We start from the raw sequence: 21,296 nt of genomic DNA on the forward strand, positions 1-21,296 counted from the left end.
CCACGCAGGCTGACGCCTTACGCAAACCGCCAGGCGCGCTCGGTCCATGCCGCCTGCAGCCGCAGCATCGAAGGTCGCAACTGCCGGCGTGCTGCCCACGGCAACGGCGCCAGGGCCTGTTCCGGGATTGCCGGGGTATGTCGGCGGTTCCAGGCAAACACCACCTGATTGCGCAGGTCCGGCTCGGGCAACGCCAGCACCAGACCGTCGAATAGCGAACGCAGCTGCGCCAGGTGCCCGGCGATGGGCACGTCGTACAGGTTGAACGCCAGCACGCCGTCAGGGGTCAGTGCCGCGCGGCACTGCGCGTAGAACTCCGGCGTGCACAAGGCCGGCGGAATCCCGTCGGTGTCGTAGGCATCCAGCAGCAACAGGTCATAGCGACAGGCACGCGGGCCGATCCACTGCGCGCCATCGCCCAGGCTGATCTCCAGCCGCGCATCGTCGCGCGGCAGCGCGAACGCATCGCGCAGCGCCAGCACCTGCGCATCGGCTTCCACCGCCTCAATGCGCGTGTTGCGCAGATACCGATGGCAGAACTTTACCTGCGCACCGCCGCCCACACCGATCACGCCGATGCGCTCTGGCCGCGGCTGCAGCCACAACGCCGCCAACATGCTGCGCGTATACGGCAGCATCAACCGATACGGCGCCCAGCGCGACATGCGTGTCTGGACCGTCTGCTCGTCGAAGCACAGCTCCAGGGTGCGCCAGCGACGGCGCAGCGCAGCGCGTCCGGGCGGCTGCGGCGATGCGCTCATGCGCCCGGCGGATCGTTGGCCACGCCGTGCGGCACATGGCCGGCTGCCACGTGCTGATGCTGGCGTGCGCTGTCGATGTTGTGTTGCGAGTCGTCGAAGAAGATGTCTGCACCGAAGGCTTCCAGGAACGGCCCCTTGTGCCGCCCGCCCAGAAACAGCGCCTCGTCCAGCCGCACGCCCCATTCGCGCAGCGTGCGGATCACCCGCTCATGCGCCGGTGCAGAGCGCGCGGTGACCAGCGCGGTGCGGATCGGCGACGACTCGCCAGCCGGAAACGCTGCCTGCAGCGTATGCAGCGCGGAGAGAAAGTTGCGGAACGGCCCGACCGATAGCGGCTCGCGGGCACGCTCGCGCTCGTGCCGCCCGAATGCCTCGACACCCTGCTCGCGGGAAATGCGCTCGCTCTCGTCGCCAAAGATCACCGCATCGCCATCGAAGGCGATACGCAGCTGGGTGGACAGGCGGCTCTCGTCGTTGTCCACGATGGCCGCAGCCGCCTCGGCACGCTCACCCGGCGCACGCGGCATGATGGTCGCTGCGGCGATGCCATGGGTGAGCGCGCGCCGCACCGATTCCGGATTGGCCGACAGGAACAGATCGGTGCCGAACGGCTTCACATACGGCCAGGTCGGCTCGCCGGAGGTGAAGGTGGCGCGCACGATGCCCAGGTTGTAGTGCTGGATCGAGTTGAAGATGCGCAAACCGGTATCGGCGGAGTTGCGCGACAACAGGATCACTTCCACCCGCGGGGTCTCCTCGGGCACATCGTGATTGAGCGCCAGCAGCTTGCGCACCACGGGGAACGCCACGCCCGGTTGCAGGATGTCGTCCTCGTGCTCGCGCTGGAACGCCGAATACGCCTCCACCCCGCTGGCCTCGAACAGGGCATGACCTTCTTCAAGATCGAACAGCGCGCGCGAGGTCACCGCGACGGTCAGGAGCCTGGGGGAGTTGTCAGCCATTTGGGTGCCGGGAGTCGGGATTCGGGAATCGGGAATCGGGATTGGTGAGCAGCAGCGCGTGCGGATTCGGGATCAGGAACACGATGGCGCGAGCCGCATCGTAACGCGTCGACGTGCTCGCAGGCGGCCAGCAAGCGCAGCTCCCGTCGTTGCCAATCCCGACTCCCCAATGCCCAATCCCCGCCCCTCACACCGCAAACTGCTCGCTGAAGATGCGCTCTTCCAGGTTGTGTTCCGGATCGAACAGCAAGGTGACCCGGCGCTCGGTGGATTCGCGGATGGTCACTTCCACCACATCGCGGATCTCGTGCGAATCGGCGGTGACGCTGACCGGGCGCTTGTACGGATCGAGCACGCGAAAACGCACTTCGGTATCGGCCTTGAGGATGGCGCCGCGCCAGCGGCGCGGGCGGTACGGCGCGATCGGCGTCAGTGCCAGCGTATGCGAGCCCAGCGGCAGGATCGGCCCATGTGCCGAATAGTTGTAGGCGGTGCTGCCGGCCGGTGTGGCCACCATCACCCCGTCGCCGATCAGCTCGGCGATGCGGGTCTGTCCGTTCAGATCCACGCTCAGATGCGCGGCCTGGCGGGTCTGCCGCAACAGCGAGACTTCGTTGTACGCCAGCGACCCGGCGCTGCTGCCGGATTCGGTCTGCACCAGCATTTCCAGCGGCCGCAGATGCGCCGGCTCGGCACGTTGCAGACGGGCCAGCAAGTCGTCTTCATCGTCGCGATACTGGTTCATCAGGAACCCGACCGACCCCAGCTTCATGCCGAACACCGGCTTGTCGGCGGCGCCGTGGCGATGCAGTGTCTGCAGCATGAAACCGTCGCCGCCCAGGGCGCAGACGACATCGGCCGTCTCCAGCGGATGATCGCCGTAGCGCTGCACCAGGCGCGCGCGCGCGTTGGCCGCGGGCTCGGTGGGGCTGGCCAGAAAGGCGATGCGGGGTGGTGCGGTCATTGTCGACTCCAAAGCATGCGAATCAGCATACCGCAGCCCTGTGCTGGGCTTGTTGCCATGCCCCCCCGCCCCCGCGTGCGTCGCCGCCGCTGCGCCTCTTGCCACGGGCACCGCGCCCACCACCCACCGCCCATCGCGGCACGCCTCAGGCCGTCAACCGCCATGCGCGATGGATGCGTGCATGCCGCTCGAAGTCCGGGTCGATGGTGCGCGGGCTGATCTCCTCGCACTGCGCAAACTCGGCCACCGCGTCTTCGTCCAGCTTGAAGCGCCGGAAGTTGTTGGAGAAATACAGCACGCCGCCCGGCGCCAGACGCGCCACCGCCGCGCGCAGCAGGCGCACATGCTCGCGCTGGATGTCGAAGTCCTCGGCGCGTGCGGAGTTGGAAAAGGTCGGCGGGTCGCAAAAGATCACATCGAAATGCGCGCGCTCGGCTTCCAGCCACGCCAATGCATCGGCCTGCACCAGCTTGTGCTTGCTGCCGGCCTGGCCGTTCAACGCAAGATTATCGGCGCACCACTGCAGATAGGTGCCAGATAGATCCACGCTGGTGGTGGAGGCAGCGCCGGCCACCGCCGCTTCCACGCTGGCCACGCCGGTGTAGCAGAACAAATTAAGGAAACGGCGTCCCTTGGACTGCTGCGCCATGGTGCCGCGCAGCGGGCGATGGTCCAGAAACAGCCCGGTATCCAGATAATCGAACAGGTTCACCCGCAGCAACGCGCCATGTTCGCGCACGTTGACGATTTCGTTGCGCTGTTCGAACCGGCCGTACTTGCTGCCGCCCTTGCCGCGCTCGCGCGACTTCAGCGCCACGCGCTCGGCCGGCACCTCGAAGACCTCGCGCGCGGCAGCCAGCAATTCATTGAGACGACGGCGCACATCGGCTTCCGGGATCGTTGCGGGCGCTGCGTATTCCTGCACATGCAGGAAGATGCGGCGGTCGCCATCGGCTTGCTGGTACACGTCGATGGCAGCGGAATATTCCGGCAGGTCGGCGTCGTAAGCACGGAAGCATTCGATGCCTTCGCGCGCGCGCCACTTCTTGAATTTCTGCAGGTTCTTGCGCAAGCGGTTGGCCACCATCTGCGCGCCTTCGCTGAGCGCGGTCGGCGCAGCCAGCGGCGTGCGCCGCGGCACTGCGATCGGGTCGCAGACGATCAGCGCGCACTCGATCGCGCCATTGAAAAGCTGGTACTTCTTGGCTGCGCGCAGGCCGGTGGCATACGCCAGCTCGGCATTGCCGCACAGCAGGCTGGCCCGCCATTGCGGCACGACACGCTGCAGGGTATCGCCGAGCCTGCGGTACAACGCTGCATCGGCTGCCAGGCGCTCGTCATAGGGCGGATTGCACACCACCACGCCGGTGGCCTGCGGCGGGGTCTGCAACTCGCCCACCTCACGCACGCCGAACCAGATCGCCTCGGCCACACCGGCCACTTGCGCATTCTCTTTCGCGGCGCGGATGGCGTGCGGGTCCATGTCGCTGCCATGGATCACCTGCCTGAGCGCAGCGCGGCCGACGCTGTCGCGTTCGCGCGCTTCGCTGACCAGCTGTTGCCAGGTCTCGCGATCGAAACCGCGCCAACGGCTAGGCACATCGCTGCCATAGCGCTGCAGGCCCGGCGCGACGTCGGCGGCCATCAGCGCGCCTTCGATCAGCAGCGTGCCGCTGCCGCACATCGGGTCCAGCAGGCCGCCGCCATCGGCATAGGCGCGCGTCCAGCCTGCGCGCATCAGCACCGCCGCAGCCAGGTTTTCCTTCAACGGCGCCTCGTTCTGCGCCATGCGCCAGCCGCGTCGATGCAGCGGGCCGCCGCCCAGGTCCACCGAAATGGTGGCGCGGCCCTTGCGCAGCGACAGGTTCAGGCGCAGGTCCGGGCTTTCCACATCCACCGACGGGCGCTCCAGGCCCTGCCGGCGCATGGTGTCCACCACCGCGTCCTTGATGCGCTGCGCCGCGTAGCGGGCATGGGTGATGGCGGTACCGGACACATGCGCGTCCACCGACAGCGTGTGCCCCACCGACAGGTGCTCGTCCCATGGCAGCTCGGCCACGCCGGCGTACAGCGCGTCTTCGTTCGGGCAATCGAACTCGCTCAGCGGCCACAGCACGCGGCTGGCCAGGCGCGACCACAGCACGGCGCGCTGCGCATCGCGCAGTTCGCCTTCGACGTTGACGCCGGAGATGGTGGCGGTGGCCTTGCTGGCACCGAGCGCGAGCAGCTCGTCGGCAAGCAGGTATTCCAGGCCCTTGGCACAGGATGCGAAGAATTTCACGTAGGCAGGTATCGATAAAGACGCTGGCCGCGGCGGCGAGCGTGGGAGCAGCACGGCGGGCCGGCGCCCGTAGGGGCAATGCCGTGGCCGTGGACGGGCGCAAATGGTCGGCCATCGGGGCCGGCATTACCACCCCCGCCGGCCGCGTCGCCCGCCGCACGGTTCACCAGCGCGCCAGCGGCCACCAGCAAACGCCACCGCCACCAGGGCCGCGATCGCCGTCCGGCACTGCCTGCAACCCGGCCCAATCCCCCGCCACGCATGGATTGCATGGGTCTGGCAGCGGCACACCGCCCAACGCCGGCCCCGCGCACCAGCCCCCTACCGTCGGTGCCGCAGGCGTGCAGGCCTGCGGCCGCCCCGCTCAGCCGTGGGCAGGCTTGTGCGCGATGACGGTGGGAAAGAGGCTGGCGCGATCCTCGATGAAACGGATGTCGGTAAAGCCCGCGCTCTCCAGTTGCGCACGCGTTTGCGCGTGTGTACGGAACGATGCCCAGCGCGCCTGCACGATGTCGACGAAGATCTGGCTCTGCAGTGCCAGCGCCGCCGGGTCGATCAATGCCATCTGCCATGGCGACTGCGCGCACAGGCTGGGGGGGGGCGTCAGGAAACTGGTCAGCAACGTGCCGCCCGGCCGCAGCTTGTGGAAGAACGCGCCATACAACGCGATCACGCGTGCGTCGTCCGGTTCGTAGAGATTGAGTCCGTTACTGGTCAGCACGTCCACGCTATTGGCATCGCCCTGCGTCCAGGCGTCTTCCAGCCGTAGCGACAACTGCCCTTCCAACCCGTGCCGGCGCGCCAGTTGCAAAGCACCTTCCAGCGCCTGCGGGTCCAGGTCGATGCCAAGCAACTGCACCTCCGGACACTGCCGGTAGTCCAGGCTCAGCAGGTCGCCCATCCAGCCGCAGGGGACCGAGGCCAGCGTCATGCCAGGCTGCAGCAAGGCCTGCAACTGCGCACGGAAAATGCCGAACCGCTCGCGCGTGGCGAGCACGGCCGGGAGTGTCTCGAACAGGGCGTATTCCAGCGCCGGCGTGGTGTCCGGCGCCAGACTGCCTGGCTGGTGCGTTACCACTTGATGGGTCCAATAGGCATCCAGCCCGCAGTTGCGGAGCAGGAACCGGCCCAGCTCCACCGCCCATAGCGCATCGAGCAACTGCAGCAGGCGCTCCACGTCCGCCGCAGGCCGCGCCGGGTCCTGGCCAAGTCGCGCCTTGATCGCGGTGAGCAGGGTCGCATCGTCCTGCGGCAGGTCGCCCGCGTGCGAAATCAGGCGCGCCTGCGGCGACACCGTTTGCTGGTCATCTTGCATCGTTCACCTCGTCTAGCGTTCATCGCGATCGATCGACCATGATGACGGCTGACGCAAGCCGCGACGGTGCCCAGGGCGATGCAGGATGCCGGCGAACGAACGGGAACCACAGGCTGCGCGGAAAGGCTCCGGGCAAGCCACGCGCACGGCTCAACCCAGCCCGAATGCCGGGTGGTAGGTCACATCGGCCAGCGGCACCAGCCGGTCGCCGAACGCCAGCGCCTGCAATACGGATGCCGGCACATCCGGCATGCCCAGGCCCGGCTCGACGGCGAATCCGAAACGACGGAAGAAGCCGGGCTCGCCGTCGACCACGCAGCCGGCCGCACCACGCTCGCGCAAGCTCGCCAGGGCGGCGCGCACCAGGCGCGTGCCCAGCCCCTGGCGCTGATGGCCCGGGCCAACGGCCAGTGGCCCCAGCGCAAACCAGCCAGAGGATCCATCGGACAAGGCCACCGGCGACACCGCCAGGTGCCCCACCACATAGCCGTCATGGTCGGCCACCAGCGACAACGCCAGCGCGCCGTCCTCGCGCAGTGCAACGATCACGTGCTGTTCGTCATGGCGGCTGTGCTCGTCGCGCATGAATGCCACCATCGTCAGGATCTCGATGGCCGCAGCATCGCCCTCGGACGCTTCGCGGATCAGAATGCTCATTGCCCGGTTCTCCGGCGACGCAGGTGCCCGAGATTGCGCATCACAGGCTCTGCAGCAGTTCGGCAAACGCGCGTGCCGACGCGTCGACATGCGATGCCAGGCGATGTCCGTCGTCGACCAGCAACAGCCGCGCGGCGCGTGCCTGTGCCCAGGCGATCACCTCGGCGGCGGGAATCAGTTCATCGTGCCAGGCATGCACGATCGAAATCGGAACCGCCGCCGCATCCAGCGCCGGCAACGGCCCCATTCTGGTCGGCGGCACCATCAGGAACAGCGCACGCGTGGGCACCTGCAGCGAGACCTGCGCGGCGATATACGACCCCAGGCTGGACCCTGCCAGCACCACCGGGCCCTTGTCGGCCGCAGCACGCGCGATGTCCAGCAACCGTTGCAGACGCCCGCGCACATCGCCCAGCTGGCCCAGATCGCGGCGCGCATCCAGATCGGTGAAATCCGGCCGCTCGTGGGTCCATCCGAGACGTTCGGCCACCTCGGCCAACGCGGTGACCTTCAAGGCATCGGGACCGCTCTCGAACCCATGCGCGAGGATGCAGTGCCCGCGGCTCATAGCGCCTGCACCGTATCGCCGATGCGCAGCACGCCGCCGCGCAGGATGCGGGCGCACAAGCCGCCATGTCCGCGCATCGCGTTGTAGCCGCCAGCACCCAGCGCGTCTTCCATGCGCGAGCACGGGTCGCAGGGATCGGTGCCTTCCAGCTCGACCTCGCCGATGCAAAAGCGCCGCCCTTTCAACGCGATCAGCGGGATGCCGGACACCACCAGGTTGCGTCGCAGCGTGGCCGGTGCGATCTGCGCATGCCCTGCCAGCGCCGCAATCACCGGCAGGTGCTCGGCCTGGATCAGGGTCACGCCCCGCTTGCCGCTGCCGCCCTTGTAGCGGTCGCCCACCAAGCCAATACCGGTAGTGGCCTGCGCGGCGTCCACCTCCAGCATGTCCACATCACGCGCAGGACGCACGCCGATCCAGGTCACCTGACCGGTCTGCGGCAGCGTCGCCATCAATTTGCCCAGGGGGCTGTCGGGATTCAACATCGTCGAATGCTAGCATTCGCCGCATGTCCGATGCCGTCCTGCCGTCGCCGCCGATCACCTACGCGCCGTTGCCCTACGAATCGCGACTGGCGCGGCGCCCGCTCGGCCACATCGACATGGTGGTCATCCACTGCACCGAACTGCCGGACATGGCGATGGCGCGCGACTACGGCGAGCGCGTGCTCTACGACAGCGGCACCGGCAACAGCGGGCATTACTACATCGACCGCAACGGCAGCATCCAGCAGTACGTGGCGCTTGAGCGCGTCGCCCATCATGTACGCGGCCACAACCCGCACACACTTGGCATCGAACTGGTCAACCGCGGCCGCTATCCACACTGGCTCGACTCGCGCCATCAACTGATGAGCGAGGCGTACCCGGAGCCGCAGATCGGCGCACTCATCACCTTGCTGCAGTGGCTGCAGCAGCAGCTACCATCGGTGCGCCGCATCGCCGGACATCAGGAGCTGGATACCACGCAGGAAGCGGCCAGTGACGACCCGGCCCGCAAGATCCAGCGCAAGCTCGACCCCGGCCCGTTGTTTCCGTGGTCACGCATCCATGCAGCCGTTGGCTGGTCGCACAGCCTGCGTTGACCGCACGCCCGGCGCTGGAGCAACGCGTCAGCGGCGCCTCACGGCTCCGGAGCACGATAGGTTTTTTCGCCCGCATTGACGGCCACGGCGAGCCGGTTTTCCGGCGGCGCGATCGGGCAGACCACATGCGGCGTCACCGCGCAGGGCGGGTTTTCCGCGAGATTGAAATCCAGCAACACCTGGCCATCGCGCGGCAGCGCGGTAAACAGATAGCGCGCGCCGCCGTAGCTCTCCTTGCCGCTGGTGCGATCGGCAAACAGGAAAAACAGCCCGCTGCCGTCCTCCTGCGCGATCGGCTGCAGGCGATAGGTCTGCCCATTGCGCTCGAACACCGCCTCGCCTGGCACGTCCACCGTCAGTGGCGTTCCGATCGAGGTCAGCAAGGTCACGGTCCGCGGCGTGGCATACGGCTGCCAGCGCGCCTGAACACGCCAGTGCGGATCGATCGGAAAATAGTCGAAGCCCTGGAACCGGGCCAATACGGGCGCCGCCGGGTCGCGAAACCGCCAGCCGAACAACGCGCCGGTCTGCACCAGGTAGAACTGCCGGTTGTCCACGTCCAGGCGGTCGCCCGGCTGATCGACGCGCTCCGGCTCCAGGCTGACCTCATCGACCGGCCGACCGTGCAGTTTCACGCCTGCGCCGGCGGCTGCCTTGAAGCGCACGTGGCCGGCGGCGTCCAGGCTCAGCTGGCCCAGCTGCGCAGGACCGGCCGGCAGCACCAGGTCGCTGCGCGGATCGCTGCCCACCTGGTACCGGCCAGCGCGGACGCGGCCGGACCCGGTGTAGCTCAGCCAACCATCCGGCGCCCGTAACCGTGCCAGCCGCTGCGCACGTGCCTGCTCCAGCGCGACCTGATAGACCTGCTGCCCATCGTCCTCGGCACGGCTGGCGCCCCGCACTTCGTTGGTGTCGGCAGTCGAACCCGCCGAGCACGCCGTCATCGACATCACTGCGACGCACAAGGCGCCGGCCTGCAACTGCACCCGCATGTCGCCACCCAACCTGCAAGAAACTGCGCTCCGCGCAGCAAGCCTGCGTCCCCACAGACCACCATTCCTGCGGTCATTGTGCATGCATCAGGCAGCGGTCGCGACCGGACGCGAGCGATCCTGCAGCCAACCGCTCCAGGAACCGGCGTACACCCGCGCACCGGGCAGCCCGGCCACTTCAAGCGCCAGCAGCAGGTGGCAGGCCGTCACGCCGGAGCCGCACATCACCACCGCCTGCTCGGGCCGGTACGCGCCCAGCAGCGCAGACAGTTCCGCATGCAGTTCCTGGGCCGGCTTGAAGCGGCCATCGCGCAGGCTCAGCCCCAACGGACGACTCACCGCGCCCGGCACGTGGCCGGCCACCGGATCGATCGGCTCCAGCTCGCCGCGAAAGCGCTCGCCCGCGCGCGCGTCCAGCAGCCATCCCGGCGCCTGCCCCAGCCGCGCCAGGATGTGCTCGGCGTCGACCACGGCAGCGCTGTCGAAGCTACCCGGGTACGCAGGCCCCTCGTGCAGCTCCGGCTGCTCGCCGGTTTCCGGCAAACCGGCAGCGCGCCACGCAGCCAGCCCGCCATCGAGCACCGCCACGCGCCGATGTCCCATCAGGCGCAGCATCCACCACGCGCGCGCGGCCGCCATGCTGCCGTCGCCCGCGTCGTAGACCACCACCTGGCTCGCCGGATCGATGCCCCACCCGCCCAGACGGCGGGCGAAATCGGCAGCATGCGGCAACGGATGCCGCCCCTGACCGGGACGCGAGAGGTCGGCCAGGTCGTGGTCCAGATCGGCATGAAACGCGCCGGGCAAATGCCCTTGCGCATACATCTTGCGTGCGGCCTCCGGGTCCGGGGCAGTCGGTGGCGCGGCGCGCGCATCCAGCACGCGCACCTGCGGGTGCGCCAACGTGCTCGCCAGCGTGCTGACGTCCACCAACGTGGTCCAGTTCGGATCGACACTCATGCAACCTGCTCCAGGCGACGACGAAGATTGAGAAGAATGGCCGCGGTGGCGCCCCAGATGCGCTGCCCTGGCCAGTCGTATTCGAGCACGCGGCGTGGGCGCCCGCGAAATTCCAGCTCTACGCTGCGCAGATTGTCCGGGTCCATCAGGTAGGCCAGCGGCACTTCGAAGACCTCGGCCACCTCGTCCGGCTGCGGCACCGCGACAAAGGCAGGGTCGACCACTGCAACCACCGGCGTCACCCGGAATCCGCTCACGGTCAGGAATGGGTCCAGATAGCCCAGCGCGTGCACCTGCTGCGCACCGAGGGCGATTTCCTCGCAACTTTCGCGTAATGCAGCCGCGGCCGCGTCGGCATCGGACGGCTCCATCCGCCCCCCCGGGAAACTGACCTGCCCGGCATGATGGCGCAGGCTGTCGGTGCGCCGGGTCAGCAGCACTGTCGTGCCCTGCGCGCGTGGCACCAGGCCGCACAGCACCGCCGCTTCGGCAGACGCGCCTCCCTCGCTCAGATCGATCAGTTCGGCATGGTTCCAGCCCGGCCCGGCGGGCGCGGTATCCAGCGGGTACAGCGCGCGTCGCAACTGCGCGTACTCGGGCAACGCGGCAACCAGCCCACGTGCCGGCAAAACCGTGTGCAGCAACTCCTGGCGTTCGACGTCACTCATGCTCATCCAGCGGGCAATTTCATCCAGGCTGCGCAGGCAGCCGACACAGTGCGATTGCGCGTCCAACGAACATACACCGATACATGGACTGGGCAGAGACCCATCGGCCGCGTCGGTGGCGCTCATCGTTTGCTGCTGCAGACGCGGTGTGGGACGTTCATCGATCTCTTCAGGCACCTTGGCCGGGCCAAAAACGACAACGCCGGCCTGATGGCCGGCGTTGTCAGTGCAACAGCAAACGCAGTTACTTGACGCTGACCAGCTTGATCTCGAACTGCACTGCCACGTTCGGCGGGAACGGCGTGCGCGGATCGGCGCCATAGGCCTGCTCCGGCGGCAACGTCACTTCCCACTTCGAGCCGGAGGGCATCTGCAGCAGCGTTTCGCGCATGGCCTTCATTTCGACTTCGCTGACCTTGATGGCCGGGATCTGCTGCGCCGGACGCGCCTTCTCGCGGTCGCCGAAAGGATACGGACCGGCCACTTCCAGCTGCACGGTGCTGGCCTGGGTCGGCTTGGCACCCTTGCCGGCTTCGATCACGCGGTACTGCACGCCGCTCGGCAGCGTCTGCACGCCAGCGGTGCTCTTGTTCTTGGCCAGGAACGCATCGCTCTTGGTCTTGTTGGCGGCAGCGGCCTTGTCGTACTCGGCCTTGGCCTGCTGTGCACGGCCCTGTTCACGCTTCTGGAACGCTTCGACAGCCGGCTTCAGCTGGTCGGCGGTGATCGCCGGCTGCTTTTTGGCATAGGCGTCCTGCAGACCCTTTACCACCGAGTTGATGTCGAGCTGCTCGCCGCGACCGGTGAGCTCGGCAAGGTTATTGCCGTAGTCGTAACCGAAGTAATAGCTCAACTTGCCCTTTTCGGACGTCGTGTCCTGGGCCAGTGCATTGCCCGTCAGGGCCAGGGCCGCCACAGCGACCGCGATAGAACGCAACTTCATCAAACAATTCTCCAGGGTGGTGGCACAGGACGGGTCTGCCGCCTGAGATGACGCGCTAGGATAGCGGCCGCGATACCGAACCGCTACTTATCACGAAAGCTAGGACCAGCAAGGCTTTCGGAAGTTCCGCATTTACTTTTTTTTTACGTTCTCAAGGGTTTTCGATGTCCAACCACGTCATTCTGATCGCCGACCACGCCAGTGTCCGGACCATTACGGTCAATCGCCCGGACAAGCTGAACGCCTTGAACCGCGACACCATGCTGGCGCTGGATCAGGCCTTCGCAGACGCTGCGAGCGCCGACGATGTGCGCGTGGTGATCCTCACCGGTGCCGGCCCCAAATCGTTCGTGGCCGGCGCGGACATCGCCGAGATGAGTGCGCTGTCGGCCATGGAAGGCCGTGCGTTTTCGCTGGTCGGGCAGCAGTTGATGCGCCGCATCGAACGCATGCCCAAGCCGGTGATCGCCATGGTCAACGGGTTTGCGCTCGGCGGCGGCCTGGAGCTGGCCATGGCCTGCCACCTGCGCATTGCCGCAGCGACCGCACGGCTCGGGCAACCGGAAATCAATCTCGGCCTGATCCCCGGCTTCGGCGGCACCCAGCGCCTGCTGCGCCTGACCGGACGCGCTGCAGCGCTGGAGCTGTGCCTGCTCGGCCAGCCGATCGATGCAGCGCGTGCGCTGCAGCTCGGGCTGGTCAACCGGGTGGTCGAGCCGGACGCCTTGCAGGACGAAACCCTGGCACTGGCGCAGCGGCTGGCCACCGCCGCACCGCTGGCATTGCGCGGCATCCTGGACGCGGTGGTGTTCGGCGGAGAATGCGGGATGGAAGAAGGCCTGCAACTGGAAACCGCGCAATTTGCGCTGTTGTTTGCCAGCGAGGACATGCGCGAAGGAACCCGCGCTTTTCTCGACAAGCGCGCTGCCCACTTCAGCAACCGCTGACATCGCCATGACGCTCGACCCCATCCCGGCACCGCGTCCGTTGCCCTTGCAGTTGTTCGATTGTGTGGTGGCCGACGATCTCGACCGTGCGCTGGCGCTCGGCTTGATGGCGTACCTGCCCGACCCGCAGCACGACGCCCTGGACGCCAACTGCGCGCAGGTGTGCGCCACGTTGCTGGCCGCACAACGGCGCTTGCGCGATGCCTGGGCGGCACGTGAGCGCTATCGCGCACGTACCGCGCGCCTGCAACACCGCGCCGCCGAACGCGATGCACGCAGGGCGCCCGCCCCGGCGCCCAGCCAGCCGGCAGCACCGGCATTGCCGCCGCTGGCCGCTGCCATCCTGGCGCGCGCCAAGGCAAAAGCCGCCGGCGGAGCGCAGCCATGAACGCGACGCAGGCAACTCCGCCGGCACGGCGCGGCAGCAGCATGCGCAAGCCCGAAATACAGGAGATGTTCGAGCGCCTGCGCGAACTTAATCCGCACCCGACCACCGAGCTGGAATACACCACCCCGTTCGAGTTATTGATCGCCGTACTGCTGTCGGCACAAGCCACCGATGTCGGCGTCAACAAGGCCACCCGCAAGCTGTATCCGGTTGCCAACACACCGCGCGACATTCTGGATCTGGGCGAAGAAGGCCTGAAGCGCTACATCGCCACCATTGGCTTGTTCAACGCCAAGGCCAAGAACGTCATCGCCACCTGCCGCATCCTGCTGGAGCAGTACGGCGGCGAAGTGCCGCACGACCGCGCCGCGCTCGAAGCGCTGCCCGGCGTCGGCCGCAAGACCGCAAACGTGGTGCTCAACACCGCGTTCGGCGAGCCCGCCATGGCCGTGGATACGCATATCTTTCGCGTCTCCAACCGCACCGGCCTTGCGCCAGGCAAGGACGTACGCGCCGTCGAAGACAAATTGGTCAAGGTGATTCCTGCCGAGTTTCTCCACGACGCGCATCACTGGCTGATCCTGCACGGCCGCTACGTCTGCAAGGCACGCAAACCCGACTGCCCCGGCTGCGTAATCCACGATCTATGCCGCTATCGCGACAAGACCCAGGCAGCCCCGGAGGGTCCTGCAAAAACCAGGAGCTGATGCAGCCGCAGCATCGGAGCAAGGCTGCAGCAAAGCAGCGGCGCGAAACAGAGCTTGATCCCCACGCTGTAAACGCACGGCCGCAAGGTTTTCCGATTCCCGATTCCCCAATCCCGGCTCAAAAAAAATCGCGACCGGATGATGCGTCTTTCGGCGCCATGCATCATCCGATCACGATAGAGGGTCACCCGGCGCGTACGCCGGGCAGGTACAGCAGGTTATGCAGCCTTGGCTTGCTCGACGCGCTTGTCGACCAGCACGCTGTCAACGGTCGGTTGACCTTCGACGCGCCGGTCCAGCTCCTTCCAGTCCACCACCAGCTCGCAGCCACGCGAAGCCGCATTCCGGCTCCAGTCGCGCAGCAACTCGATGCAGGCGTGGTCGACGTGATGCAGCTTGGCCACGTCCAGGTGCAGCGCGGTGTTCGGCGGCACGCTTTCCAGCGTCCGCGCCATGGCCGGCACCTTCAGGAAGGTGGCCGAGCCCTGCAGAGTGAGGTGCATTTCGTCCTTCTTGTCAGCGTGCTCGCGCACTTCGACCTTCAGACGCGAGGAATGCAGCGCAAGACGGAACAGCGACAGGCCGAAGCCGATCAACACGCCGGTCAGCAGGTCGGTCGCCACGATCGCAAAGGTGGTCGCCAGGTAGATCGCCGCGGTGCCACGACCGTAGGTCGCAAGCTCCTTGACCTGCCCGATCTTGATCATCTTCACGCCCGTGTAGACCAGGATGCCGGCCAGACACGCCACCGGCGTCATCCGCAGCAGCCACGGCAACAGCATCGCGAACACCAGCAGCCAACCGCCATGCAGGATGGTCGACGCACGCGTGGCAGCACCAGCCTGCACATTCGCCGCACTGCGCACGATCACGCCGGTCATCGGCAGTGCGCCCAGGAAGCCGCACAGCATATTGCCCACTCCTTGCGCCGCCAGCTCACGGTCGTACTGCGTGCGCGCACCCTGGTGCATGCGATCCACCGCCGCCGCCGACAGCAGCGTTTCGGCGCTGGCGATGAAGGCGAAGGTCACCGCCGACACCAGCAACGTGTGGTTGAACACGCCAAAGATGTCGGAAAGGCTGGGGATGCTGATCGCCGAGAACAGGTTGGTAGGCACGTCGACCTTGTTGACGTTCAAGCCTTGCAACTGCACCGTTGCCGTCACCGCCACCACCGCGATCAACGCACCCGGCAGGAAGCGCAGACGCTGCGGACGCAGCTTGTCCCAGGCCAGGATGATGCCGATCGTGGCCAGACCCACCAACAATGCGGTACGGCCGGTGCCCTCGCTGATGGCCTGCCACAACACGGCCGGCAGTGCAGCGAAGTTTTCCAGACCACGCGCCTTGGGCGCGGCGTCCATCAACACGTGTGCCTGCGAAGCCACGATCAGGATGCCGATGCCCGACAACATGCCGGCCACCACGGCCGGCGACGTCATCCGGAACCACACACCCGCACGGCACAGACCGGCGACCAGCTGGATGGCACCGGCCACCAGGATCACCGGGCCGAGCGCGGCGGCGCCGTGCTCTCGCACCAGTTCGAACACCAACACAGCCAGGCCGGCGGCCGGACCGCTCACCTGCAAGGGAGAGCCCGCCAGAAAGCCAACGACCAACCCACCGATGATGCCGGTGATCAGACCTGTGGCCGGCGGCATTCCGGACGCGATCGCAATACCCATGCACAACGGCAGCGCGACAAGAAAGACCACCACGGACGACAACAAATCACGCCCGAACAGCCCCTGACGGAAATATCCGCCGATACCTGATGTGTTCATGATCGACTCCGTCAGGCGAGTTCAGCGCGGACGACTTGCTGCAGTCGCGGACGCGGTGTGGCTTCGGGGGTGCTTTCGGCCAGCAACGGACGGAAGCCACCCTTCTCGGCATCGAAGGCGCGGATCTCGCCGTGGGCGATGTCGTAGATCCAGCCGTGGATGCGCAAGGTGCCTGCAGCCAGGCGCGCGGCCACCACCGGCTGCGTGCGCAGATGGTCCAGCTGCGAGACCACGTTTTCTTCGGTCATGCAGCTCAGCGCTTCCTGGCTGTGCGGATCGTGCCCGTGATGCGCGGTGACGTGACGCGCCGCATCGGTGTGCTTGAGCCACGCCGCCACGGACGGGACGTCTTCCAGCGATTCCGGCTTGAGCACCGCCTTCATCGCGCCGCAATCGGTATGACCACAGATCACGATGTGACGCACGCCCAGCACGGCGATGGCGTACTCGATCGCCGCCACCACGCCACTGACATGCTGCGAGTACGGTGGCACCACGTTACCGATATTGCGATAGACGAACAGTTCGCCGGGTTGCGCGGAGAAGATCAGCTCCGGCATGACGCGCGAATCGGCGCAGGTAATGAACAGCGTGTGCGGGCTCTGGCCGCCTGCCAGTTCCTGAAAGCGCGCACTCTGGCGCGGATACACTTCCTTACGGAAATGGCGAAAACCTTCTAGCAAACTTTCCATGGGAGATTCCTCTGGGCAACGGATAGCCGTCCGCGGCGCAAACCGCGAATTGCAAAGACAAACAAATCAATCGGAAATCCGACGCAGGAAGCGCCGGGTGCAGCGACAACGGGGATCAGCCAAGCAGTGCGTTTGGAGGACGCAGTTGCGGGATCAGGTCGCGTTTTTGATTTGCCGGCGCATGATGCGCGTGCCACGAGGGGGAATACCGCGCCAGCATCGGCCAAGCTTGGGAGAGCAAGGGGATATCGTCTGCAGGCTGTGTATCGACTTGGCTTTGCGTATCGCCATCGTCCTGCGGATCTTCTGCTGCATCGCGTTCTTCGCCAGCATCCACCATCACCGCCAAACCATCGCCCACCAACGCATCGTGGATGCGCGTGTGTGCGTTGGCCGCCGACCACGCCGTGAGCGCGAGCAGGCAGACCAACAGCGTTTGGAGGAATCGAGGAAACATGGCCTCGAAACTAACAATTAAGGACCGGGCAGCGCAAGTGGTGCGTTGCACAAGCTGACATATATGTTCATCCGGTCACGGCTACGGTTCAGGTCGCCTGGCCCGGGAGGGGCAAAAGTGTGTGAAACCAAGGGTTCCGGGGCACTGTCACAATCGCGACCACCCCCAGCCATTTGACACACGCTGACACAATCAAAGTGCGCGTAAATTATTGTCTTTGCTGACAAAAATGGTTTATTACGTTTCTGTTGTTTTGTCACATTAACGCAACTTTCACGCCATAGCCTGCGCCCACTTTCCCAGGTCGCAAGGCACATATGAAATTCGCTCCCTCCCTGCTTGGCTCCGCGGTGCTGCTGGTGCTGACGGCGCCTGCCGCCCACGCGGAGATCGCCATCGACGTGATCGGTGGCTCGGAGATCTCGCTGGAAGGCCTGGTCCAGGCCGACGGCAACTGGTTTCACAACGATGTGCAGGACCTCAACGGTCCAATTGGTGCCAATGGCGACAATTCCGAATTCAGCATCCGCCGCGCCGAGCTGGTGCTCAAGGGCAAGGGCCCGGGCAATTTCGAATGGGTGGCCGGGTACGACCCGAGCGTGCTGAAGGACGTCACCATCCGCGGCACCACCATCCGCAGCACCGGGCGGTTCCTGGACAACAACATCAAGTACAAGTTCGGCGGCAACGCCAACAACTACCTGCAGGTGGGCCAGTTCAAGCAGCCCAACAGCCTGGAAGAACTGTCCAGCACCAAGAACAACGACTTCGTCTCCAAGGCGTCGGTGACCAATACCTATGGCATTTCGCGCCGCCTGGGCGTGGCCTACGGCATGGGTGACAACAACTGGAGCGTGACGGCCAGTGCGTTCGGCCGTGAGCTGACCCGCAACCAGGCCCACGGCAGCGGCTATGGCGCGCGCGGCACCTGGGCGCCGATCAACGAAACCGGCAACGTGCTGCACTTCGGCCTCAGCTACCTCGGGTACGACACAGACGATGACACGCTGCGCCTGCGCGCGCGCCCGGATGCCGACCTGACCACGATCCGCCTGATCGACAGCGGCGCCATCACCAATGTGGACCGCGTGGGCGTGGCGGGTGCCGAGGCCATGTGGGTCACCGGGCCGTTCAAGCTGCAGAGCGAATATTTCCAGGAAACCGCCAAGCGTATCGGCAGCAACGCGCAGGACTACAAGAGTGATGGCTGGTACGTCAGCGGCGTCTGGAACATCACCGGCGAGACGTGGGGCTACAAGGCCGGCGTGCCCACCACCCCACTGCCCAACGAACCGGCGTCGGGCATGTGGCAGCTGGCGGTGCGCTACGACACCCTCGACCTCAACGATGGCCATCTGATTGCCAACGGCAACACCCCGTTCGTGGACGGGGTGCTGGGCGGCAAGATGGATGTGTGGACGATCGGTGCCAACTGGTACTGGCGCTCCAACTTCAAGCTGGCGTTCGACTACGCCAAGGTGGAAAGCACCCGTTACAGCAGCGCCACGCGCGGACTGGTGGACGACAACCCGTCGATCATCGAGGCGCGCGCGCAGTTCTATTGGTAAGTCTGCGACCGCGCCGGGCGCCAGGCGGCTCGCCAGAGCCCTCAGGGTGCCGCCTGGTTGCCCCGCCCTACCCCGCGTGCCATCGCACGCCCGCGTCACCTGCCTGTCATTTACCCGACATCGCGCGGTCATGCCCCTGCACTGCAATGGCACGACCGCGGGACGTCCCGATCCCTACCCTATCTGGAGCTGTTCCGTGATCCACTCCTTCAAGACCCGCCTGGCCGTCGGCATGCTCGCCGCGTCGCTGGCACTGTGTGCCCAGGCTGCCGATGTCACCGGCGCCGGTGCGTCGTTCATTTACCCGGTGATGTCCAAGTGGTCGGCCGACTACAACGCCGCCACTAAGAAGCAGGTCAACTATCAGTCGATCGGTTCGGGCGGCGGCATTGCCCAGATCAAGGCGGCCAGCGTGGATTTCGGCTCTTCCGACGCCCCGCTCAAGCCGGAAGAACTGGCCGCTGCCGGGCTGGCGCAGTTTCCGTCGGTGATCGGCGGCGTGGTGCCGGTGGTCAACGTACCGGGCATCGCTGCCGGTGCGCTCAAGCTGGACGGCAAGACCCTGGGCGACATCTTCCTGGGCAAGGTCAGCACCTGGAACGACCCGGCGATCGCCGCGCTGAATCCAGGCGTGAAGCTGCCGGACGGCAAGATCACCGTGGTGCATCGCTCCGACGGTTCGGGCACCAGCTTCAACTTCACCAATTACCTGTCCAAGGTCAATGACGACTGGAAGGGCAAGGTCGGCGAAGGCACCGCGGTGCAGTGGCCGACCGGCATCGGCGGCAAGGGCAACGAGGGTGTGGCCGCGTACGTGAAGCAGATCAAGGGCGGCATCGGCTATGTCGAGCTGTCGTATGCGCTGCAGAACAAGATGGCCTACACCGCGATGAAGAACGCCGCCGGCAAGTTCGTGCAGCCGTCCGATGAAACCTTCGCCGCTGCCGCCAACAGCGCAGACTGGGCCACCTCCAAGGATTTCTACCTGGTGATGACCAATGCTGCGGGCGACAACGCCTGGCCGATCACGGCGACCAACTTCATCCTGGTGCAGAAGAAGCCGAAGAATCCGGCCGGCCTGAAGAACACGCTGGAGTTCTTCCGCTGGGTCTACAGCAAGGGCGACGCACAGGCCAAGCAACTGGACTATGTGCCGCTGCCGGACAGCCTGGTGAGCCAGATCGAGGCCTATTGGGCCAAGACCCTGCCCCGCTAAGCGCAGCCAAGGCAGCGGGCGGGCAAGAGTTCCACCGCTCGCCGGGCCACTGGGCAAGGCAACAACCTGTCACAGGAACGGCGCCGTCTCTCTCCCCGGCGTCGGGACCGGGACGCGGATCCCGGAGGGTGCGATGCCCTCCGTGGTCCGCGTCTTTTTTTGTGATGCCTTCGCCAGAAGGCACTGTCATGCACGTGTAACAAAAACATCATTTCATAGCGTGGTCTGCCGGACACCCGGCCAATCCAGCCTCGGAGCTTCCATGAAATTGCAGTCGGCCAGTCTGACCGCCCTGTCCCTCACCATCGCCCTTGCCCTGGCCGCATGCTCGCCGGGCAAGGACGCGCAGTCCGGCGATGCCGCCAAGGGCGCGCCGACCGCAGGCGCCGCTGCCAGCGACAGCAAGGGCGCTGAAATCTCCGGCGCCGGCGCCTCCTTCATCTACCCGCTGGTGTCCAAGTGGTCGGCCGACTACAACGCCGCCACCGGCAACAAGGTGAACTACCAGTCGATCGGCTCCGGCGGCGGCATTGCCCAGATCAAGGCCGGCACGGTGGATTTCGGTTCGACCGACAAGCCGCTGGACAGCGCCGAGCTGCAGCAGGCCGGCCTGGGCCAGTTCCCGTCCGCGATCGGCGGCGTGGTGCCGGTGGTCAATCTGGAAGGCATCGCCCCGGGCAAGCTGCGTCTGACCGGCGCGCTCCTGGGCGACATCTTCCTGGGCAAGGTCACGATGTGGAACGACAAGGCCATTGCTGCGGCCAACCCGGGCGTCACCTTGCCGGCCGCCAAGATCAACCTGGTTCATCGTTCGGATGGCTCGGGCACCACCTTCAACTTCTCCAACTACCTGTCCAAGGTCAACCCGGAGTGGAAGAGCAAGGTCGGCGAAGGCACCTCCGTGCAATGGCCGGGTGGCGTGGGTGGCAAGGGCAATGAAGGCGTGGCCTCGTACGTGCAGCAGATCAAGGGCTCGATCGGCTATGTCGAACTGGCCTATGCGCTGCAGAACAAGATGCCGTACACCTCGCTGCAGAACGCCGCCGGCCAGTGGGTCGAACCCAATGCCGACAGCTTCGCCGCCGCAGCCGCCAGCGCCGACTGGGCCAACGCCCGCGACTTCAACCTTGTGATCACCAATGCACCCGGCGAGAAGGCGTGGCCGATCACCGCCACCAACTTCATGCTGATGCACAAGCAGGCCAAGGATGCTGCGCGCAGCAAGGCGACCCTGGACTTCTTCAAGTGGGCGCTGGAAAACGGCCAGACCCAGGCCAGCGAACTGCATTACGTGCCGTTGCCGCCGGAGCTGGTGAAGCAGATCCAGGCCTATTGGGGCAGCGAGTTCAAGTAATGCCTGCATCCCGCCTGCATGGCGG

The 21,296-nt window shown here is 66.2% G+C and carries 22 protein-coding genes and 1 pseudogene; 7 read left to right on the top strand and 16 right to left on the bottom strand.

Annotated elements, in window-relative coordinates:
- Positions 1-17: 17 nt before the first annotated feature.
- From XnspCFBP7698_RS08645 to XnspCFBP7698_RS08685, 9 genes and pseudogenes are all read right to left on the bottom strand, one after another.
- A complete protein-coding gene (locus XnspCFBP7698_RS08645) occupies positions 18-761 on the bottom strand; it encodes a transferase (RefSeq protein WP_104580045.1) in 744 nt (247 codons plus the stop codon).
- Positions 758-1,723, bottom strand: a complete 966-nt coding sequence (locus XnspCFBP7698_RS08650; RefSeq protein ID WP_047696635.1) for a 5'-nucleotidase — start codon at positions 1,721-1,723, stop codon at positions 758-760. Before XnspCFBP7698_RS08650 ends, XnspCFBP7698_RS08645 begins: the two co-directional genes overlap by 4 nt.
- 187 nt (positions 1,724-1,910) lie before the next feature.
- Positions 1,911-2,687, bottom strand: a complete 777-nt coding sequence (locus XnspCFBP7698_RS08655) for an NAD kinase (protein WP_039412455.1) — start codon at positions 2,685-2,687, stop codon at positions 1,911-1,913.
- A 145-nt stretch (positions 2,688-2,832) separates the two neighbouring features.
- On the bottom strand, positions 2,833-4,968 hold the full coding sequence (gene rlmKL / locus XnspCFBP7698_RS08660; protein ID WP_104580044.1) for a bifunctional 23S rRNA (guanine(2069)-N(7))-methyltransferase RlmK/23S rRNA (guanine(2445)-N(2))-methyltransferase RlmL: 2,136 nt from the start codon (positions 4,966-4,968) through the stop codon (positions 2,833-2,835).
- Positions 4,965-5,153 (bottom strand): annotated as a pseudogene (locus tag XnspCFBP7698_RS21625) (hypothetical protein). Before XnspCFBP7698_RS21625 ends, rlmKL begins: the two are co-directional and overlap by 4 nt.
- Positions 5,154-5,332: 179 nt before the next feature.
- Positions 5,333-6,283, bottom strand: coding sequence for a methyltransferase domain-containing protein (locus XnspCFBP7698_RS08670; RefSeq protein ID WP_047696638.1), 951 nt, complete (start codon positions 6,281-6,283; stop codon positions 5,333-5,335).
- 150 nt (positions 6,284-6,433) lie between these two features.
- The gene (locus XnspCFBP7698_RS08675) at positions 6,434-6,940 is read right to left on the bottom strand and encodes an N-acetyltransferase (RefSeq protein ID WP_104580043.1); all 507 of its coding nucleotides are present in this window, start codon (positions 6,938-6,940) and stop codon (positions 6,434-6,436) included.
- A 40-nt stretch (positions 6,941-6,980) separates the two neighbouring features.
- Entirely contained in the window at positions 6,981-7,508 is a 528-nt protein-coding gene (locus tag XnspCFBP7698_RS08680; protein ID WP_047696642.1) for an alpha/beta hydrolase, read from the bottom strand.
- Complete coding sequence (locus tag XnspCFBP7698_RS08685; RefSeq protein WP_104580042.1) at positions 7,505-7,993, bottom strand: MOSC domain-containing protein; 489 nt, start codon at positions 7,991-7,993, stop codon at positions 7,505-7,507. The genes XnspCFBP7698_RS08680 and XnspCFBP7698_RS08685 overlap by 4 nt, the downstream gene beginning before the upstream one ends.
- Positions 7,994-8,016: 23 nt before the next feature.
- Here XnspCFBP7698_RS08685 and XnspCFBP7698_RS08690 point away from each other — a divergent pair, with 23 nt between their 5' ends.
- Positions 8,017-8,592: an N-acetylmuramoyl-L-alanine amidase gene (locus tag XnspCFBP7698_RS08690; protein WP_047696644.1), complete on the top strand. Its 576-nt coding sequence runs from the start codon at positions 8,017-8,019 to the stop codon at positions 8,590-8,592.
- A gap of 38 nt (positions 8,593-8,630) precedes the next feature.
- Here the strand turns inward: XnspCFBP7698_RS08690 and XnspCFBP7698_RS08695 are convergent, their stop codons facing one another.
- The 4 genes from XnspCFBP7698_RS08695 to XnspCFBP7698_RS08710 all read right to left on the bottom strand — a co-directional run bounded on the left by XnspCFBP7698_RS08695 (position 8,631) and on the right by XnspCFBP7698_RS08710 (position 12,155).
- The gene (locus tag XnspCFBP7698_RS08695; protein WP_104580041.1) at positions 8,631-9,584 is read right to left on the bottom strand and encodes a DUF1684 domain-containing protein; all 954 of its coding nucleotides are present in this window, start codon (positions 9,582-9,584) and stop codon (positions 8,631-8,633) included.
- An 87-nt stretch (positions 9,585-9,671) separates the two neighbouring features.
- Entirely contained in the window at positions 9,672-10,544 is an 873-nt protein-coding gene (locus XnspCFBP7698_RS08700) for a sulfurtransferase (RefSeq protein WP_104580040.1), read from the bottom strand.
- Positions 10,541-11,338, bottom strand: a complete 798-nt coding sequence (locus XnspCFBP7698_RS08705; RefSeq protein ID WP_047696779.1) for a CoA pyrophosphatase — start codon at positions 11,336-11,338, stop codon at positions 10,541-10,543. The genes XnspCFBP7698_RS08700 and XnspCFBP7698_RS08705 overlap by 4 nt, the downstream gene beginning before the upstream one ends.
- 118 nt (positions 11,339-11,456) lie before the next feature.
- Positions 11,457-12,155 (bottom strand): FKBP-type peptidyl-prolyl cis-trans isomerase, encoded by a 699-nt coding sequence (locus XnspCFBP7698_RS08710; RefSeq protein ID WP_047696647.1) that lies wholly within the window; start codon positions 12,153-12,155, stop codon positions 11,457-11,459.
- 164 nt (positions 12,156-12,319) lie between these two features.
- Here XnspCFBP7698_RS08710 and XnspCFBP7698_RS08715 point away from each other — a divergent pair, with 164 nt between their 5' ends.
- From XnspCFBP7698_RS08715 to nth, 3 genes are read left to right on the top strand one after another with little or no spacing between them, the layout of a single operon-like run.
- Positions 12,320-13,102, top strand: a complete 783-nt coding sequence (locus XnspCFBP7698_RS08715; protein ID WP_047696649.1) for an enoyl-CoA hydratase-related protein — start codon at positions 12,320-12,322, stop codon at positions 13,100-13,102.
- 7 nt (positions 13,103-13,109) lie between these two features.
- Positions 13,110-13,490: a hypothetical protein gene (locus XnspCFBP7698_RS08720; protein ID WP_104580039.1), complete on the top strand. Its 381-nt coding sequence runs from the start codon at positions 13,110-13,112 to the stop codon at positions 13,488-13,490.
- On the top strand, positions 13,487-14,197 hold the full coding sequence (nth, locus tag XnspCFBP7698_RS08725; RefSeq protein WP_104580038.1) for an endonuclease III: 711 nt from the start codon (positions 13,487-13,489) through the stop codon (positions 14,195-14,197). Before XnspCFBP7698_RS08720 ends, nth begins: the two co-directional genes overlap by 4 nt.
- Positions 14,198-14,415: 218 nt before the next feature.
- On the opposite strand, the gene XnspCFBP7698_RS08730 is transcribed toward nth, so the two are convergent.
- The 3 genes from XnspCFBP7698_RS08730 to XnspCFBP7698_RS08740 form a co-directional block, all read right to left on the bottom strand.
- Positions 14,416-15,984: a SulP family inorganic anion transporter gene (locus tag XnspCFBP7698_RS08730; RefSeq protein WP_104580037.1), complete on the bottom strand. Its 1,569-nt coding sequence runs from the start codon at positions 15,982-15,984 to the stop codon at positions 14,416-14,418.
- An 11-nt stretch (positions 15,985-15,995) separates the two neighbouring features.
- The gene (locus tag XnspCFBP7698_RS08735; protein ID WP_047696657.1) at positions 15,996-16,676 is read right to left on the bottom strand and encodes a carbonic anhydrase; all 681 of its coding nucleotides are present in this window, start codon (positions 16,674-16,676) and stop codon (positions 15,996-15,998) included.
- A gap of 115 nt (positions 16,677-16,791) precedes the next feature.
- The gene (locus XnspCFBP7698_RS08740) at positions 16,792-17,133 is read right to left on the bottom strand and encodes a hypothetical protein (protein WP_047696658.1); all 342 of its coding nucleotides are present in this window, start codon (positions 17,131-17,133) and stop codon (positions 16,792-16,794) included.
- Positions 17,134-17,450: 317 nt separating this feature from the next.
- On the opposite strand from XnspCFBP7698_RS08740, the gene XnspCFBP7698_RS08745 reads away from it, so the two are divergent.
- From XnspCFBP7698_RS08745 to pstS (XnspCFBP7698_RS08755), 3 genes are all read left to right on the top strand, one after another.
- Positions 17,451-18,701 (top strand): OprO/OprP family phosphate-selective porin, encoded by a 1,251-nt coding sequence (locus XnspCFBP7698_RS08745; protein WP_104580036.1) that lies wholly within the window; start codon positions 17,451-17,453, stop codon positions 18,699-18,701.
- A 196-nt stretch (positions 18,702-18,897) separates the two neighbouring features.
- Positions 18,898-19,917: a phosphate ABC transporter substrate-binding protein PstS gene (gene pstS / locus XnspCFBP7698_RS08750; protein ID WP_104580035.1), complete on the top strand. Its 1,020-nt coding sequence runs from the start codon at positions 18,898-18,900 to the stop codon at positions 19,915-19,917.
- A 262-nt stretch (positions 19,918-20,179) separates the two neighbouring features.
- Positions 20,180-21,271, top strand: a complete 1,092-nt coding sequence (gene pstS / locus XnspCFBP7698_RS08755) for a phosphate ABC transporter substrate-binding protein PstS (protein ID WP_104580034.1) — start codon at positions 20,180-20,182, stop codon at positions 21,269-21,271.
- The last annotated feature ends 25 nt before the right edge of the window (positions 21,272-21,296 follow it).

It is taken from the genome of Xanthomonas sp. CFBP 7698, assembly GCF_003600855.1.
Taxonomy (GTDB): Bacteria; Pseudomonadota; Gammaproteobacteria; order Xanthomonadales; family Xanthomonadaceae; genus Xanthomonas; species Xanthomonas cannabis.